17 protein-coding genes are annotated in these 17754 nt (G+C 65.6%); 11 read left to right on the top strand and 6 right to left on the bottom strand.

Annotated elements, in window-relative coordinates; all coding sequences use genetic code 11:
- The first annotated feature begins 91 nt into the window (after positions 1–91).
- Together IG178_RS15825 and IG178_RS15820 are read left to right on the top strand one after the other, a co-directional pair.
- Positions 92–1171 (top strand): 3-deoxy-7-phosphoheptulonate synthase, encoded by a 1080-nt coding sequence (locus tag IG178_RS15825; RefSeq protein WP_193213539.1) that lies wholly within the window; start codon positions 92–94, stop codon positions 1169–1171.
- Positions 1172–1226: 55 nt separating this feature from the next.
- Complete coding sequence (locus IG178_RS15820; RefSeq protein WP_193213538.1) at positions 1227–1700, top strand: hypothetical protein; 474 nt, start codon at positions 1227–1229, stop codon at positions 1698–1700.
- Between the two features lie 6 nt (positions 1701–1706).
- Here the strand turns inward: IG178_RS15820 and IG178_RS15815 are convergent, their stop codons facing one another.
- The gene (locus IG178_RS15815) at positions 1707–2318 is read right to left on the bottom strand and encodes an OmpH/Skp family outer membrane protein (protein WP_193213537.1); all 612 of its coding nucleotides are present in this window, start codon (positions 2316–2318) and stop codon (positions 1707–1709) included.
- A gap of 158 nt (positions 2319–2476) precedes the next feature.
- Here IG178_RS15815 and IG178_RS15810 point away from each other — a divergent pair, with 158 nt between their 5' ends.
- Complete coding sequence (locus IG178_RS15810) at positions 2477–3688, top strand: hypothetical protein (RefSeq protein ID WP_193213536.1); 1212 nt, start codon at positions 2477–2479, stop codon at positions 3686–3688.
- 1 nt (position 3689) lies between these two features.
- On the opposite strand, the gene IG178_RS15805 is transcribed toward IG178_RS15810, so the two are convergent.
- From IG178_RS15805 to IG178_RS15785, 5 genes are all read right to left on the bottom strand, one after another.
- Positions 3690–4502: a CHAD domain-containing protein gene (locus IG178_RS15805; RefSeq protein ID WP_193213535.1), complete on the bottom strand. Its 813-nt coding sequence runs from the start codon at positions 4500–4502 to the stop codon at positions 3690–3692.
- Between the two features lie 68 nt (positions 4503–4570).
- Positions 4571–5152: a hypothetical protein gene (locus IG178_RS15800; protein WP_193213534.1), complete on the bottom strand. Its 582-nt coding sequence runs from the start codon at positions 5150–5152 to the stop codon at positions 4571–4573.
- A gap of 54 nt (positions 5153–5206) precedes the next feature.
- Positions 5207–6649, bottom strand: coding sequence for a hypothetical protein (locus IG178_RS15795; RefSeq protein ID WP_193213533.1), 1443 nt, complete (start codon positions 6647–6649; stop codon positions 5207–5209).
- Complete coding sequence (locus IG178_RS15790) at positions 6646–6933, bottom strand: hypothetical protein (protein ID WP_193213532.1); 288 nt, start codon at positions 6931–6933, stop codon at positions 6646–6648. The genes IG178_RS15795 and IG178_RS15790 overlap by 4 nt, the downstream gene beginning before the upstream one ends.
- 4 nt (positions 6934–6937) lie before the next feature.
- Positions 6938–7450, bottom strand: coding sequence for an RNA polymerase sigma factor (locus IG178_RS15785; protein ID WP_226895492.1), 513 nt, complete (start codon positions 7448–7450; stop codon positions 6938–6940).
- A gap of 243 nt (positions 7451–7693) precedes the next feature.
- On the opposite strand from IG178_RS15785, the gene IG178_RS15780 reads away from it, so the two are divergent.
- The 8 genes from IG178_RS15780 (at position 7694) to IG178_RS15745 (ending at position 17705) form a co-directional block, all read left to right on the top strand.
- Entirely contained in the window at positions 7694–8686 is a 993-nt protein-coding gene (locus tag IG178_RS15780) for an AAA family ATPase (protein WP_193213531.1), read from the top strand.
- A 12-nt stretch (positions 8687–8698) separates the two neighbouring features.
- Entirely contained in the window at positions 8699–9283 is a 585-nt protein-coding gene (locus tag IG178_RS15775; RefSeq protein ID WP_193213530.1) for a hypothetical protein, read from the top strand.
- 18 nt (positions 9284–9301) lie between these two features.
- Positions 9302–10165, top strand: coding sequence for a DUF58 domain-containing protein (locus IG178_RS15770; RefSeq protein ID WP_193213529.1), 864 nt, complete (start codon positions 9302–9304; stop codon positions 10163–10165).
- The gene (locus IG178_RS15765) at positions 10162–10929 is read left to right on the top strand and encodes a hypothetical protein (RefSeq protein WP_193213528.1); all 768 of its coding nucleotides are present in this window, start codon (positions 10162–10164) and stop codon (positions 10927–10929) included. The genes IG178_RS15770 and IG178_RS15765 overlap by 4 nt, the downstream gene beginning before the upstream one ends.
- A 74-nt stretch (positions 10930–11003) precedes the next feature.
- Positions 11004–11918, top strand: coding sequence for a vWA domain-containing protein (locus IG178_RS15760; protein WP_193213527.1), 915 nt, complete (start codon positions 11004–11006; stop codon positions 11916–11918).
- Between the two features lie 85 nt (positions 11919–12003).
- Positions 12004–13026: a vWA domain-containing protein gene (locus IG178_RS15755; protein ID WP_193213526.1), complete on the top strand. Its 1023-nt coding sequence runs from the start codon at positions 12004–12006 to the stop codon at positions 13024–13026.
- A 32-nt stretch (positions 13027–13058) separates the two neighbouring features.
- A complete protein-coding gene (locus IG178_RS15750) occupies positions 13059–13772 on the top strand; it encodes a tetratricopeptide repeat protein (protein WP_193213525.1) in 714 nt (237 codons plus the stop codon).
- A gap of 183 nt (positions 13773–13955) precedes the next feature.
- Positions 13956–17705, top strand: coding sequence for a hypothetical protein (locus IG178_RS15745; protein WP_193213524.1), 3750 nt, complete (start codon positions 13956–13958; stop codon positions 17703–17705).
- The last annotated feature ends 49 nt before the right edge of the window (positions 17706–17754 follow it).

The raw sequence follows: 17754 nt of genomic DNA, 5'->3' as shown, positions 1-17754 counted from the left end.
GCCTCTGCGCCTCCGCGGTTCGATCTTCCACTCAAGCACTCCCCCCAAGCCTCTTCCCCTCTGGACTCTTGCCACCCGTGGTTTTTTCCCCATGCTCCTCCGCCCCGTGACCCGCCACCGCACCGACGACCTCCGTATTTCCGGCCTCAACCCGCTGATTTCCCCCGCGGTGCTGAACTATTTCCTGCCCGTCAGCGAGGAAGCTTCCGAGCTCGTGGCCGACGCCCGCTCCCAGTGCGATGCCATCCTCAAGGGCGAGGACGACCGCCTGCTGGTCATCGTCGGTCCCTGTTCGATCCACGACCCCGAGGCCGCCCTCGAATACGGCCGCCTGCTCAAGGCCGAGGCCGAACGCCTGAAAGAAGACCTCTTCATCGTGATGCGGGTCTATTTCGAGAAGCCGCGGACCACCGTCGGCTGGAAGGGCCTGATCAACGACCCCAAGCTCGACGATTCCTTCGACATCAACCACGGCCTGCGGGTCGCCCGCGGCCTGCTGCTCGAGCTGGCCAACATGGGCATGCCGGCCGGAACCGAGTTCCTCGACACCATTTCCCCACAGTACATTGCCGACCTCATCGCCTGGGGAGCGATCGGCGCCCGCACCACCGAAAGCCAGATCCACCGCGAACTCGCTTCCGGCCTTTCGATGCCCGTCGGCTTCAAGAACGGCACCGGCGGCTCGATCCAGATCGCCCTCGACGCCATCCAGTCGTCCTCGCGGCCGCACCATTTTCTCTCGGTCACCAAGCAGGGCGTGTCGGCGATCGTCTCGACCACCGGCAACGACTCCTGCCACATCATCCTGCGCGGCGGGAAGAGCGGGCCGAACTACGACCAAGCGGCGATCGACGAGGTCGTGACCATGCTCAAGGAGCAGGGCCTGCCGCCGCACGTCATGGTCGACTGCTCGCACGGCAACTCGCTCAAGGACTACCGCAACCAGCCGCTGGTCGCCAACGCGCTGTGCAAGCAGATCGAGGAAGGCTCGAAGGCGGTGGTCGCCACCATGGTCGAGTCCAACCTGGTCGAGGGGAACCAGAAGCTGGTCCCCGACCTCGGCAAGCTGACCCGCGGCCAGTCGGTCACCGACGCCTGCATCAACTGGGACGACACCGTGAAGGTGCTCGATGGCTTCGCGGAAGCCGTGCGGGCGCGACGGGGCGCCTGATCCTACGTTCCGGATTTGCTTCGACCGGAGGGAAACGGCCGGCTAGAGACGTTTCGTGGATCGCCGGCCGAAGCTCTGGATGCACCGGACGTTCCGGTTCTGGTGGGGCTTCGGCTTGCTATTGCTGGTGTTCGCCGCCTGGCTCGGGTCGATGTCGTTTTCGATCTCCATCGGCTGCAACCACTACTCTGCAACCTCGATCACTTGTTACTGGGTCGGCCTCGACAGCGGCGGCGCCCGGGGGCTCATCGAGCGATGGGACTGGAACACCCCCCCTCCCCGGTGGGGGGACCGCTGGGAGATCCGCCGCGACCGCCGGCCGGGCGTGATCCTTCGTCCCCGCCTTTCCCGGTCCAAGATCAACGGCCCGCCTCAAACGGTGGAATTCGACACCGCCTTCCTCCCCTTGTGGGTCCCGCTGCTGGCATGGGCCGTCTGCTGGCCGCTGTGGATGCACCGCGCGGACAAAAAAGAAGCGCGGCATTTCCGTGAAATGCTCGCGCCTCGGGAATCCGCGGATGCGGACTGAAATTCCTCACTCGCCGCCTTCCGGTGCCGCCGCCGGTGCTTCGGGCGCGCCTTCGTTGATCGTCTTCAGGAGCGCTCCGGTGATGTCGGTCGCGTCCTTGGTGTAGAGGAGGATCGGCACCTGGGACGTGCTGGTGCCGGTCTTGTCGAGGACGTAGTCATAGCCCTCCGCCTCGGCGTGCTTCTGAACCTTGCCCTGGATCTCCTCGAGGATCCGCTTCATTTCGAGCTGCATCTGCTCACTGAGCGCGCGCGACTTGCGCTGGACGAACTCCTCGATCTCCTTTTGCAGGCCCTCGAACTCCACCTGCTTCTGCTGCCGCTCCTTGTAAAGTTCCTGCTTCTTGGCATCGGCCACCGACGGATCCTCGAGCTGCTTCTGCAGGGTGTCCGCCTCTTCCTTCAGCTTCATCAGCGACGCCTTGCGCTTGTCGAAGTCCCCCGCGACCCGCTTCTGCTCGCCTTCGAACTTCAGCTTGGTCGCCTTGGTCTCGTGGAACTCTTGGAAGAGGGCCTGCATGTCGACCGTCGCCACCTTGATGCGGGCGGACTCCTGGGCGGACACGATGCCGCCGAGCGACAAGGTCAGGGCGATGAGGGAGCTGATCTGAATTTTCATGGTTCCTTGCAGTCGATGCCGATGGGTAGCACTGCGGGCGACCGAGGGGAAATCCTTTTCTCCCGCCATCGTCGCCCGGCCCGCGGCGGGTAAATTCTCCGTAAAGCGCCCGGCGCATCCTTGAAAACCGCCGGTCGCGGGCGTGACATGGGATTGCCATGAAATCGATCGCCTTGTTCCTCCTGACCCTCGCCTCGTCCTCCGCCTACACCTTGCACGAATGGGGGACCTTCACCACCGTTGCCGGATCGGACGGGATCCTGCTGAGCGGCCTCGAGCGCGAAGAAGCGCCGCTGCCCGCCTTCACCTACTCCCACCACGGCATGGAAAACGGCAACCTGCAGCGACCCCTCCCCGTCGCGGACCTCCTGAACCCGTTCTTGCTGACCAAAGGCATCCGCCGCCCGGTGACCGGCGTCACCGTGAAAATGGAGACCCCGGTCATCTACTTTCACTCCGACCGGGCCTTCGACGTGGAGGTGAAAGTCGGCTTCAAGGGCGGCACCATCAGCCAATGGTACCCCCAGCGCTCCGGGGGCGAGGTGCTGCCCGCACCCCCGCAACCCAAGGAATCCCCCGTCAACTGGACGCTCGATTTTACCCGGCCCCGCGTTGGATCCATCGAATGGCAGGCACGGGTGCTGTCGCCCCGGGAAAGCCGCGACGCCATTCTCTTCAAGCCCGGAGAGTCGCTCCACTGGATGCGTCCGCGGGTCCCCGAGGCCAATGCGGTGCGCACCGCCGACGGGGAGAGCGAGGGCTTCCTCTTCTACCGCGGCATCGGCGCCTTCGATCCCGGCCTGGTCACGACAATCGGCAACGACGACACACTGCAGCTCCGGAACCGGACCGGCGGCGCCATCCCCTTCGCCCTGGTATTCGAGCGCACCGGCCACCACTGCCGCTGGAAAAACCTCGCCGACGCCCTGGGTAAAGACGCCACCGTTGATCTCCCCTTGGACCAATTCACCGAAGGAGACGTCAACTTCGCGGAACCCGTCTACCGCGGGATGATCGACGGCCTGACCGCCACCGGACTCTTGCGCAGCGAGGCCGTGGCGATGGTCGAGACCTGGTGGGACAGCTACTTCGCGGCCGAGGGCCTGAGGGTGTTCTGGGTAATGCCGCGGGCTCAGACCGACGACATCCTGCCGCTCGAAGTCACCCCGCCGCCGGCGGACTCCGTGCGGATCATGGTTGGCCGGAGCGAGGTCCTGCGCCCGGCCCGCGAACGGGCATGGCTGGGCCTTGCCACCAGCACCGACCCGGTCGAGCAGAGCCGGTGGGAACAGATCAAGAAAAGCGATCGCTTCGGCCTGGCCTACCAGCGCCGGCTGGACGCCCTGACGGCCACCGCCGCCCGGGAGTGATTCAGCCCTTCACCTTCAGTACCGGCGACAGCTCCTTGCGGATCAGCGAGATCGACCGCCGGCGCACCTTCTCCTGGCGCTTGCGCAGGACCTTCCAAGCCGCCCCCGCGGTGGCAGAAGAAAAGCCGCGCTTGCTCATCCAGTCGGCCAGCACCTCCAGGTCGTTCTCCTCCCCCAAGCTGTTGCACAGCCTTTCCGCTTCCTGGCCGCCGGGAAGCTCGACGTCCGGAGCCACCAGCGCCATCCCGCCGAGCCAGGCCTTCGCTGCTTTCCGGCAAGCGTGAAAGTCCTCGTTGCGGGACCGCTGCAGGGCCCGTTTCAGGCGCTTGCGCAGTTGCCGGCGCAGCTTCGCCGCCCCCTCGGCAGCGCTCTCCGCGACCTCCTCGTCGCCGCGGGCTTCCAACCTCGCCCTCACCTGGACCACCGCCGACTTCGCCCAGTCGATCACCGCCTGGGGAGGACAGCGCCGGGCCGCGTCCGACTCGAGGTCGAGCACGGAACCGATGACCGCTTCCACGGAATCCGGCGCCGGATCCTCGTTGCCGAGGTTCTTCCACGTGCGCGCCCTCACGGTCGCATCGCGCGACTCGCCCAGCATCTTGCCGATCACCGCGATCCAGCGGATGCAAGGCTTCGGCTCACCGACCATCGCGAGACCGCCCCGCAGGCGCTTTCCGGCCTTGCGGACGAGGTGAATTTCGTCCGCAACCTTGCCGTGGGAATCATTCAAGCCTCCCAGCAACCGCTCCAACTCCCCGCACGCGCCGATCAAGGCCGCGCGGGCACCAGCAAATCCATTCGGAGCCTCAGACATCGGGGTCCCGATCTAGCAGGAGCCCCGGACCGTGTCAGTCATTCTTCGGTGACGAATCGTCCTCTCCGTTAGAAACCGACGCTCGCGAACCAGCGGACGACTTCCTCTCCCGCGGCGTCGCCGTTTTCCGCCACCAGGCGGTAGTAGCCCTTGCGGCCGCCGGGAGACTTGAGGCTGAAGCCCTCGGTGCTGAAATAGGCACCCTCCGCGCCGCCACCCGCCGACTGCTGGAACCAGCGGACCTTCTCGCCGAGCACCTCGACCTTGCGCCACGCCTGCTCCCGTTCGTAGTCGGTCAGGGTGTTGTTGAGCATCTTCTCACCGCCGATCGTGGGCGGCGACGAGAGCTTCGGCAGCGCCTCCGCCATGCCGTGGACCTTGAGCTTGCGCAACGGCCGCGTCGGATCGGCATAGGTCAGGCAGTACCCGCCCTCGCCGTCGCGCTGGATCATCGGCGCGCCCCACACCCGTTCCAAGCCCGGCGCCCGCAACACCGGCACCGTCACGCCGAGCAAATCGTCGCCGCGCCGCAACGTCTGGTTGCGATGGCCGGTGGCCTCTTCCCACTTCTCGATGCGACCCGCACCACAGCCGGCCAGCGCGATCATGCACGACACGGCCCCGGCGATTCTCACTGCGATCTTTGCCATGCCCCACCGATAGCGCACCGCACGGATCTGCCAAGCGGGGATGCGGGCGGACGGTTACCAGGCCTCCCGCCACACCCAGTCCGGCGGGAAGTGCCCCAACCCCGGAGCCGCCGTCACCGGACCGCCGTCGTCGATCCCGTCCGGTCCGATCGAGTAGAGATCAAAGCGATCCCCGTCCGTCCTGTAGACGAACGGCTCGCCGGTGAGCGGGTCGAGGATCCCGCCGCCACCAATCTGGTTCAACGAATCCGGGTACCTGCCGTTCGCCAAGCGGTATCCCTCCAGCTGGCAGGCCAGCCGGACCAGCGCGTTGTCGACGATCGCCCGGGATCCCGTCCGTATCGCCACCTCCGCCACCTGGTCATCCCAGTACCCCCGCCACCCCGAGATGATACCATCCCAGGTGGTGCGGGGCTGGCTTTCCCGGTCATCCACCGCATCCCACCATGCCTGCAACGGCAGATCGCTTTCGACCAAATTCACCCACCCTCCGGTCCGCTCCAGGATCCCCGAGGCATTCAGATCGAACCACGCGTCGGGAACGAACTCCCACTTGGCCCTGTTGAGCAGGTTGTCCTCGCCGGTCATGAACTCGGTCATCAGCGAGCGGTCGTGCTTCGCATGATTGTAAACCGCGGCCATGGCGATCCCTTCGACATTCAAGGTCCTCGCGATGGCGGCCTTCTGGTCCCGATCACCCCAGACGCTAAGGATGGTTCCGATCTCCGCAGTGCCCAAGACCTCGCGATCCAAGCCCCGCTTCACCGAGCGGACGAGCGCATGATCGATGTTGTAAGCGATCAGCTTGCCCAAAACCGTCTCCTCGGACATCGCCAGGTCCGACAGCTTGCGGGCCATCAGCACGCTCTCCAGAGCGATCTCACGATTCCCGGCCTCCAGGGCAAGGTCCGCGCGCGCCTGCAACCCGTCGACGGCCCTCAGGTAATTCATGAGGTAAGCACTCGACGCCTTGATGGCCTCCCTCGGGTTGGCAGGATCAAAGCGTGGCGGCATCACGGCAAGAGGCCGGCCGAGCCCCTCGCGCAGGCCCGTTAGCACCGCTTCATGCTTCGCGTCGAACTGCGCGAGCATCTCCCCCGCGCTTCCGGTGAGACCGAGGGTCTTGCCAAAGGACGCGAGATCGAGATCCCCCCCTTCGCGGGGGATCTCGATCCTATTGCCCGCCGCATCGGAACCCAGCGCCTCAAACCCGGCGCCTATCCCTGCCCCCGCATCTTCCGTGGACACTTCCTTCTCTTGAAGCAGCCCGACGATCAGCGGGGACATGGCGAAGTTGTCCGAATCCGGTGGCAGGGGTCTCGCAAGGTCCGACGCATCGATCAGCCGCCCCTCCGACCGCAAACCGCTGACCGCCGCGTTCTTCCCCACCGCGGCCCACCGGTTCAAACAAACGATGGCGAGAACCAAAACGGTCGCGAGGACGGCCAGCGACCGCACCAAACGGCGGAACCACGTGCGTTGCAGAAGGTTTTTCATCGGTTCAAGGGATCGGGTTCAATGGTGCCGAGCATCAATGTATCTCCGAAGGGCGCTCCACCCGGCGGCAGCATCAACGGTTGGTCCGGCAGGAGGTCATCGGGAGTGGTGAGAGCCAGCCCGCCGATCACCGCCCAGCAGGCGGCAAGACCGGCAAGCAGCGGCTTGGGGAACCACGGCACCAGCGGCTCCGGCAACAGCAGTGCTTTCCATTCCGCCGGCGGACGGCGCAGCTCCATCTGCAGGAGTTGTCGCTCGAATTCACTGTCGTCGCCGGGGTTCATGGGATCAAAGCTCTTCATAGGTGGGACGCAGGAGGCCGCGGAGTTTGTCTAAGGCGTAGCGGTAGCGGCTGGCCGCGGTGTTGAGCGGGATCCCGCAGATCCGGGAAATCTCGTCGAAAGTCCGCTCCTCCCACAACTTCAGCACGACCACTTCGCGCTGCTCCGGCGGCAACTGGCCGAGTGCTTCCTCAAGCCGTTGGCGGAACGCCTCGCGATCCGGATCCGCAGACTTCACGAAGATCTCCTCCGGCGCCGCCGACGCGTGATCCTGCCGCACCTTGTTTCGCCGCATCCGGTCGATCGCCGCATGGTGCACCATCCGCAGCACGTAGGCCCGCTCGTTGTCGGGATCGGGAAATCGCCCGGCCGCGAGCTTGAGGAAGACGTCCTGCATCACGTCGCGCACCGATGCCTCGTTGCGCAGCAACGCCATGCCGTGGCGGAACATCGCCACCGCATGTTCGTCATGGATCCGCTCCAGATCCCGTGAGGTGATTCCCCGCTTCGCACCGCCCATCAAGGTTCAGACGCCCCGCGTAGGAAGTTTTGTCTCCATGTGACACAAATCGGAGATTCCCCGGTCAGGACCGCAGGGCTGCGAGCATTACCGGAAACCTCCCGGCACGCCGCGCCTCCGGCCTACCCTGTCGGAACAATGTAGATTCATCCCGCCGGGACCTGCGGGGATTTGCAAAGTTTTTACAGACAAAGCCTCGCGTCCGGGGCAGTGAGTTAGGGCAGTATCAATAAGAGAAGAATCATGAGCACCGTTCACTCCCCGGTCACCGAAACGACCGAATATCTCCAGGCAATCCGCGAACGGGTCGGGACCATCGTGGTCGGCCAGGACGTGGTGGTGGAGCGGATGCTGATCGCCCTGCTGACCAGCGGCCACCTTTTGTTAGAAGGCATGCCCGGACTCGCCAAGACCCTCCTGGTGAACACCCTGGCCAAGGCGATGCACCTCAACTTCCGCCGCATCCAGTTCACCATCGACCTGCTGCCCTCGGACATCATCGGCTCTGAAATCCTCGACGAGCGCACCGGCGGTTTCCGCACCCACCGCGGCCCGGCCTTCACCAACCTCCTGCTCGCCGACGAGATCAACCGCGCCGCCCCGAAGGTCCAGGGCGCGCTGCTCGAGGCGATGCAGGAACGCAAGGTGACCATCGGCAACGAATCCTACCCGCTGCCCACGCCCTTCCTCGTCATCGCCACCCAGAACCCGATCGAACAAAGCGGCACCTTCGAGCTGCCCGAAGCCCAGCTCGACCGCTTCATGCTCTGCCACCGGCTCGGCTACCCGACCGCCGAAGACGAAGAGGAGATTCTCCGTCGCAACCTCAAGCTCGGCGTGAAGCGCGAGGGCACCGGCGCGGTCGCCCGGACCGAATTCGACCTGATCCAGGGCGAAGCGATCGGCAGCGAGGCCGACCTGGTCGCGGCCATGGAAGCCGCCAACCACATCCACGTCAGCGACGTCTTCCTCAAGCACGTCGTCGATGTCGTCGAGCGCACCCGCAAGCATCCCGACCTCGAACTCGGCTGCTCGCCGCGTGCAGGCATTTCCCTCCTCAAGTCCTCGCGCTCCCGCGCCCTCCTCCACGGCCGCGACTATGTCATTCCCGAAGACCTCTTCGCCTTGGCCGAGGACGTGATGCTCCACCGCATCCGCCTCTCCTACGAGGCCCTGGCCGAAGGCAAGACGGCCTCGAAGGTGCTGCGCGAGATCCTCGAGGAGTCGATTTCCTGAGATAATCAAGCCATGCACGGAATCAAACATGAGCCGAGTCGGGAAGTCACCCGGACAATGCGGAACGTTCGATTGTCGTTGCTGCGGTTCCACCTGCAAATTGCGATGCTTCTCACGGCAGGCGGCGTCTTGCTTCCTGAGCCCAGCTCGGCAGAAGTAGAACGTGTCCTCATTCCGAAAAAGAGCGAACTGAGCTTTCCCAATCAGGGCTTCAAGGTAACGGTGAATCTGGACAAGGGCAGTCGATCCATCGTGATCCAGAGACAAGATTCGAAATTAACGATCTCTGCGGACGAAATCGGGGACTTCCCCATCAATCCAGCTTCCGCGGAACTTCAGGTAAGCAAGGACTTCGAATCAAAACCCTGGCCATCGGAACTTCGATTGGTTGTTCAATCTTTTATGGTGGGTCGTCCCGGGGATTTTTTGCAGTCCGATTGTGAGGAGATCAAATTTGTCGTTCGCAACGGACAGTATACCAAACGGATCCGGGATCATCGTGGCGCAAAGAGAGTCTACTATTCAAAAGCCGCAGGTGAGAAGGAGAGGGTGATCACAAGAGCCGAGTATGAAGTCGGAGAAGCTGGAGAAGAATAAAAGTTACTTCGGTCACCCATGGAATCCACCCTCCATCACTGCGAACCGCTCGACAGCCGCCAGTTCCTGCTGGCGGTCAAGCGGCTGGCCGACAGCTTGAGCTACGGGACCGATCGTAGTCCCTTCCTCGGCCAGGGAATCGAGTACGTCCAGTCGCGCCGCTACGAGCCGGGTGACCCGGTGAAGTCGATCGACTGGCGGGTCACCGCGCGGACCGGCAAGGCCCACGTGAAGCAGTTCGAGACGCCCAAGCAGATGCCGGTTTGGCTGGTTGTCGACACCTCGGCGTCGATGGCCCTTGCCTCGCATCCACCGGGAAAATACGGCCTCGCCCTGCAGGTCGCCGGCGGGATCGCGCTCGCCTGCCTCGACCGCGTCAGCCCGGTCGGCGTGCTCGGCGCCGGCGGCCGCGACTTCGTCGTCCAGCCCAGCCTTTCCCGCGATGTCCTGCTGCAGTGGCTCCACGCGCTGCGGACCTACCGATTCGATGAACCGACCACCCTCGGCCAGCGCCTGGTCGCCTTGGAACCGTCGCTCGCCCAACGTTCGATGATCATCGTGCTGAGCGACTTCCACGATCCCGACGCGCTCCCCGCCATGAAACTCGTCGGTGCGCGGCACGACTGCCTCTGCCTGATCTTCCGCGATCCCGCCGAAGACCGGCTCAGCGGCGCCGGCCTGTTCCGTGGCCGGGAAGTCGAGACCGGCCGCGAGCTGCTCACCCACGGCAAACGACTCCTGTCCACGACCGACAACCTCACCGACGCGCTGAAGAAGGCCTCGCTCGATCATTTCCTCATCCGTCCCGGGACACCGTTCCTCGGCCAGCTCCGTCATTTCCTCCGCGCCCGTGGCGGAGCTTCCCGCCGCAACCGCCAGTGAACCGCCGCCTCGTCATCGCCCTGTTGCTCATCGCCGGACCCTTGCCCGGCGCCGGTGAATCCGTGCCAACCCAACGCGTCGGCCGGCCCCTGGAAATCCGCGATGTCTACATCCCCGGCGGCGAAGTGAAGCCGAAGCCCCGCCGTGACCGCGAACCGCCGCTGGTCGTGCGGATCCTCGCGATCAAGCCCGCGAAGGACGGCAGCCGCTACGACTTCGAAGTCCAGGGACTCGAACCCGGCCGCCACGACCTCGCCGATTTCCTGGAAGGCGACGGGATTCCGGGCATTCCCCTCGAAATCACCACTTCTCTCCCTCCCGGACTCGCCCACCCGCACCCCAATGAGCCCGCCGTGCTGCCGGACCTCGGCGGCTATCGTACGAAGATGATCGTACTTGGCTCGATCTGGGCTGCAGGCTTGGTGGCCATCCTGCTTTGGAGGAAAAAGAAACCCGCTCGGGCGAACGACGACACCATCGCGACGGCAAGCCTCGCCGATCGGCTTCGCCCCTTGGTGAGCCAAGCCGCCACGGGCCAGCTCAGCACCGACGACCGGGCGAAGCTCGAGCGGCTCATCATCGGCCACTGGCGGGAGAAGCGCCCCGAGATTGCCGCCCTCGCCCCCGCCGAAGCGATGATCCAGCTCCGCCACGACACCGAAGCAGCCCCCCTTCTCCGGGCACTCGAACAGTGGCTTCACTCCCGCACCAGCAACTCCTCCGCCCCTGCGCTCGAGGATCTGCTCGCTCCGTATTCCAACTGAAAAATCAAACCGGGAGATCCCAACCATTCCAGCAGCTTCAGATCCACTGACCACTGACCACCCGGCACTTCTCCATGACCTTCGCCCATCCATGGCTCCTCGCCTTGCTCGTCCTTCCGGCCGGGCTGGCGGTGTTCCTGTGGAAGCGCGGCGGCCGCCGGATCCCCCTGCCCTTCGACCATCAACCGATCCGCCGCGCGAGGTTGCTGGGTTTCCTGCTGAAGACCGCCGACCTGCTGCCGGTGCTGCTGCTGTCCGCCGTCATCGCCATCCTCGCCGGCCCGCGGCGCTTCGAACAACCGCGCAACGAACGCGAGATGACCAACATCCTGTTCTGCCTGGACGTATCCGGCTCGATGATGGCGCCCTTCGGTTCCGCCACCCGCTACGATGCCGCGATGGAGGCGGTGAACGATTTCATCACCTTCCGCAAGGGCGACGCCTTCGGCCTGACGGTTTTCGGCAACAGCGTGCTGAACTGGGTGCCGCTGACCAACGACGTTTCGGCCTTCAAGTGCGCGCCGCCTTTCCTGCGCCCGGAGAACCTTCCGCCCTGGTTCGGCGGCACCGCGATCGGGCTGGCGCTACGGGCCGGGGAGAAGACGCTGCTGGCCGGCGACTCCGGCGACCGGATGATCGTGCTGTTCACCGACGGCATGAGCTTCGATCTCACCAATGGCCAGGACCTCGCCATCGCCCAGAGTCTCAAGGCCAACGGCATCAAGGTGTATGGCATTCACGTCGCCGAAGGCGGCGCCCCGGACGAGGTCGGCGTGATCGCATCTGTCACCGGTGGCGAGATCTTCGCGGCCGGCGATCCGGGCGCCCTGAAGGCGGTCTTCGCGAGGATCGATGAAATGGAGAAAGCTCCGTTGAAGCGCGTCACGCCCGATCCCGTCGATTTCTTCGAGCCCTTCGCCCTCGCCGGCCTCGGCATCGGGGCGATGTACTTGTTCACCCTCTTCGGCCTCCGCCACACGCCATGGTGAAACAGCCGATGTCAGATCGTGGATGGGTGATGACAGATGAAATGCCATCCGAAATCTGCCTGCCACCGTCCTCCATCTTCCACCGATGAGCACCACCCCGCTGCTGCTGGCTCTTGCCGCCGTGATCCTCGCCGCCGGTGCGGAGTGGATCCATGCCGGCCGGGTCCGCAGCGTGGCGGCGCTGGCTTTCGGTCCGGGCAAACGGGCTGCCGTCCCCGGCATGATCGCACCGTTGATCCGGGTCGCCGGGCTCGCCTGCCTGACCTGGGGCCTGGCCACCCTGCTGGTGTTGCCACCCGCGGCGCACCGCTCGACGGTCAAGGACGTCGAGCCGAAGGAACGCCAGCACCTGCTGCTGGTGCTCGATGTCTCTCCCAGCATGCGGCTCCAGGACGCCGGGGCCGGCGGCAAGGAGAGCCGGATGGACCGCGCCCGGGCGATCGTCGAATCGATCATCGCCCGCACCGCCCACGACAAGCTCCACACCTCGGTGGTTGCCGTCTACAACGGCGCCAAGCCGGTGGTCGTCGAAACCCGCGACCTCGAGATCCTCCACAACCTGATGGACGACCTGCCGATGCACCAGGCTTTCCCCTCGGGAAAGACCAAGCTGCTCGACGGCCTGAAGGAAGCCGCCGGCATCGCCGCGAAATGGCCGCCCGGCAGCGCCACGCTGGTCTTGATCAGCGACGGCGACTCCGTTCCCGCCACCGGGATGCCGAAAATGCCGCCTGCGGTCGGGGGCGTGCTGGTCGCCGGCGTCGGGGACCCGGTCAAGGGCAGCTTCATCGACGGCCACCACTCGCGGCAGGACGGCTCGACGCTGCGGCAGATCGCCACCCGCCTCGGCGGCGAGTATCACGACGGCAACGCCAAACTGGTGCCTTCGGCGATGCTGCAGCGGCTGGGAACGCTCGCGGTCGATGGCAAGGCTCGCCTTCCCGGCCTGCGCGAACTCGCGATCCTGCTTTCCTGCACCGGCGCGGTGCTGCTGGCCGGACTGCCATTGCTCCTCCATTTCACCGGCTCCCGCTGGAACCCCGGCCCGCGACGTGCGCCGGTGCGGGCCGCTGCTCCCGGAAAACTCGCTGCTTCCCTTTCCAGATAATGATTGTACAACTCCCTGCTTAAGCTATCGTCATGAAAATTCTCATCCTGACACTCTGGGGCTTGGTCCCCGTTGGCTTGCTCGCCTACCACTACGGCCCCGGCCGTGAACAACTGGCACTCGACGACACCGCCGCGGTGCTCGATGTCGCCAAGCACAAAACCGCCGACGGCGACTGGCCGGCGGTGATCGACGCCTACGAACAAAGCCTCGCGAAACTGCCGAAGGATCGCATCGACGAGGCCCGCCGGATCCGACTCGAGCTGGCCAAGGCTCGCATGGAGGCGTCCGAACTTCCCAAAGCCCGCGAGGAACTCGCCGCCCTGGTCGACGAACTCAACCAGGACCCGAACGCCCACGCCGGATTCCGCGACGAGGCCATCGCCACCCTCGCGTCGGCGCGATTCTACATGACCTATCTCATGAAGCTGGAAGGCCTGCCCGACAGCGAATGGGAACCGGAAATCGAAGCCGCCCGCCAGGAGCGCAAGCTGCTGGTCCAGCGCGCCACCGCCGCCGGTGACCGCGAAGCTGCCGCCCGCCACGCCGACGACCTCGAGTCCGCCATCCGGCTCGCCCGCATGGAACCCGAGGAACTGTACGGCAAGGCGATCCCGAAGCAGTGCAATTGCAATTCCGGCAAATGCAGCAATCCGGGGAACAAGCCCGGAACCAAACCTGCCCAGAAACCCAAGGATAGCCGCAGTGCCGGTTCAGGCCCGCCGGCCGACGGCCAAGGTTCCTGATCCATCGGCCCCACCGCGGCCGCGGCGGGGGATGTGGCTCTTTCGATCCAGGGAAGCTCCAGCCTCCCCGCCCGGGGATCCGTGCGTACCGACCTCGATTCCCTGCTCCAACAATTCCACTGATTCCCGCCACTCCCGGCAAAATCCGCACGCCGGAACTTCGCCCATCATCCGATCCACACGATGACCTCTCGATCCACCCTTCTCGCGCTGGCACTGACAGCCCCTCTCGTCGCCCAACAGCCGCCGGTCATCATCAGCGGTCCGACGGGCGAACTCATCGGTCCCGGCCCGGCCGGCCTCCCGAACGCGCCGGGGGGCCCGGGCGGCGATGTCGATTTCAACAAGCTCCGGGAGCTTATCGAGCAGAGCAAGAAGCGCCCGGAACTCACCCCGGAGCAGCAGAAAGCCGCCATCTTGAAGGAGCTCCAGTTCGACCGCAGCACCACCGGCATCCTCGCCGCGAAGCTCGAGGAGGCGCGGACGGAATCCGCACCGGGCGGCGAAGCGGGGGCGCCCGCCGGTGAGGGCCCGCCGGCAAAGAACGGGGACGGACCGCAGAAAGAGATCGAGGAGTTCCGGACCCAGGCCGCTGCGTTCCGGCGCGACGTCGTGCTCGGACGATGGGACAAGGTTCGGGAGTTCCTCGACGCCCTGCCACCGCAGCTCTCCGCCCAAGCCTTCGAGTCGATGCTCGGCCGGCTTTCCAGCCCGACCCAGGTGCAGCCGCCGCCGGAACTCATCGCCCAAGGATCCAAGCCGCACAGCCAGCCGGCATTCCTGCCGCCGGCCGACCTGCTCGGATTGGCCGCAGCATCGCCGGCCGCCCCGCAGAAGAAACAGATCCAGACCCTCGCGAAACTGTTGCCGAAGGAACCCCGGCCGCAGCAGGCGTTCTTCGACGCCCTGGCACAGGGCATCCGTCACTTCGGTGGCGAGGAAACAGCAGACCGGACCCGCGCCGCCGAGTTCCTGCTGGAAGCGGGACTGGTCGAGGAAGCCGGCGCTTTCCTCCCCGACCTCGAGGAGGCCCGGGAAAAGAAGGATCACGCCGCCTTGAACCTGATCTCCCGCCACCGCGCCGAGCTCTGGCAGCGCGACAAGAAAGCCGCGGGCAAGGATGCGCTGCCGTTGGCCTGGGAGCTTTCGACCTCCTTCCTCAGCGACCCGAAGGCCCCCGCCCCGGCGAAGGCGGAAGCGCTTTTCCGCGCCCTTTCCCTGATTCCCGAGCTCGGGGACGACACCGGCAAGGACTGGCTCGAAAAGACCTTCAAGGACCCGCAGGGCGAAGGCCTCGAACTGCTCGCCTCGCTCGGCACCCTGACCGCGCAAAGCCGCGAAAACCCGGACGAGTCGCTGCGGCTGGAGCAGCTGAAACTACAGCACGCCGCGGTGAAGACACTGCTGGCCGCCGAGGGCGCGGAGCCAGGGGCTTGGTCGGACATCTTCACGCTCTACGCCCGCCAGTGGAACCACGAATCGGAAGTCACCCGGCAGAAGGACCAGAGCAACTCCCGCCGCATGATCCCGCAGTACGATGACTGGGGGAACCTGTTCTTCAGCCGCCCGAACACCGGCTACCAGGGACCCGGGGTGCGGCCGATCGGTGCCGGCGAACTGCTGGAATGCGGACCCGGGGACAGCTGGCTCGCCTGCATCGAGCCCTCGGTGCGGCAGGAATGCCTGCTCTCCACCGCCCGCCTGCTGCTGAAGGTGAAGGAGGAAAACAAGGCGCTGCCCCTGATCAAGACGCTGGCCGCCTCGGACAGCGATGAAGCCAAGTCGCTGGTCCGCGAGATGATCCGGGTCTGGGCGGAAAACCACAACCCGAACGACGAGCAGGACTACCGGTCCCGCTACATGTATTTCTACGGCTTCAACAACCAGTCGGGGAATATCCCGCTGACCCGCTCCAAGCAGGAACGCAACCTGGTCGAGCTGGCCGCACTGGTGCAGGGCATCCGCGAACTCGGACTCGGCGAGTCGTTCCACGCCGAACTCGCCGATGCCTTCATCTCCTGCCACAGCCAGGCCGAAGTCTGGCGGGTGGAGGCCGTCGAGTCGGTGTTCGGGAGAACCGAGGTGCTCGATTCCCCGACCCTCGCCACCCTGGCCGGCCGCATGCGCCTGAACCTCGCCGGGCTGTGGCCGAACCCGAAACTCCAGCAGGCCTACCAGACCAAGCGCAAGGACAAGGAGCTGCAGGAGCAGGTCCTCCACGGCTACGAGGCGGCGCAAGGGGTGCTCGAGCGGGCCTTGGCGAAGAATCCCGCGGAATCGTGGCGACTGGTGGAGCAACTCGCGGCGCTGCGCTTCGAGGAAAGCAACTACCGCAGCAGCATCACCCCCGATCACGAGCACACGGCGACCAAGCGCGCCTCGCTCGACCAGCTGGCGGAAGCAGCCCGTGGATACGCATCGACCTTGCCCCTCGACGATCCGTCCAAGGAAACCGCTTCCGTTTTCGAAACCTGGTTCTTCGCCGCGCTCGGATCGCCCTCGCTCGAGGCGCTGAAGAGCCACCACGTGGCGACCCCCGACGAATACCCGAAGATCCGGGCCGCGCTCGACGCCCTGCCGGAAGAATGCAAGGAGCGTCACCTCAAGGCTTTCGCGACCACCCTCAACACCCGCCTCGCCAACGTCGCGCCCGACCTGAAGCTGCGCTATCTGGAAGGTGCGACCGCCATCGCCGGCGACCAGGAGGCGATGGACGAGGCCAAGGAGGTTCTCGCCTACTACCGGGACCTGATCACCGAGATCGAGCTGGACACCGCGGTCGACGGCCCGGACCGGGTGGGATCCGACGCTCCCTTCGGCCTGAGGGTCAACCTCCGCCACACCCGCGAGATCGAACGCGAGGCCGGCGGCTTCCAGAAGTATCTCCAGAACCAGACAAACACGCCCTACGCTTGGAACTTCGGCCGCCCGACGGAGGACTACCGCGACAAGTTCGAGAAGGCCGCCCGCGCCGCGCTGGAAGAGCACTTCGAGGTCGTTTCGCTGACCTTCCACTCCGACAAGGTCGAGTCCCTCACCGACCCCGAGTTCGGCTGGCGGCTCACGCCGTACGCCTACTTCCTGCTCAAGCCGAAAGGCCCGCAGGTCGACAAGGTGCCGCCACTCAAGATCGACCTCGATTTCAACGACACCTCCGGCTACGTCGTGCTGCCGATCACTTCCGCCGAGGTCCCGATCGACGCCGGGGCCGCGGAACCCAGGCCGTTCCGAGATCTGAGGGTGACCCAGACCCTCGACGAACGCAGTCACGCGGAAAAGGGCTGCCTGTATCTCGAAGTGAAGGCGACCGCCCACGGGCTGGTGCCCCCGCTCGACGAGTTGTTGGAAAGCACGACCGAAGGATTCGCGACCGGCGCCATCGAGGACCGCGAATTGCGGGTGGTCGAGCTCGACGCCGCGGACGAGGCGCTCGCCCCGGTTTCCGAGCACGAATGGCGGATCGAGCTGAAGCCCGACGGCGGCGTCTTGCCGGCATCGTTCCATTTCCCCGCCGTGAAGGCGGAGGTCGCCGCGGAAGACGGGTTGATGCGCCAGCGTTACGTGGATGTCGACCTGCAGCCGGTCGGGTCCGATGTCGCGCTGGGAGGCAGCGGCAAGCGCACCACGCCGTGGATCATCGGCGGCGTCGCGGCCCTGGCCGCCCTGCTGGGGGGTGTCTTCGCGTGGACCCGCAGGCGCAAAGGGCCCGCACATGCCGGACCCGAGCTGCTGCCGCTGCCGGAGCATATCAACGCGGTGAGCGTGATCGGCTACCTGCGGCGCTTGCAGGATCGACCCGGCATCACCCCCGCCCTCAAGGCTCAGATCGAAAGCGAGATCGCCACCTTGCAGGCGCGCCACTTCGGTCCGGAGAACGCCCCGCAGGATCCGGAAGCACTCGCCTCCATTGCCCGCCGCTGGCAGGCGGCCTGACTTTCTCCCCAAGACAATCCGGCGGAGATCCGTTCCTCCCGGTGAATGC

Source organism: Neoluteolibacter marinus (genome assembly GCF_014904755.1).
GTDB lineage: Bacteria > Verrucomicrobiota > Verrucomicrobiia > Verrucomicrobiales > Akkermansiaceae > Haloferula > Haloferula marina.
This window is presented reverse-complemented; position numbering and strand designations above follow the sequence as displayed.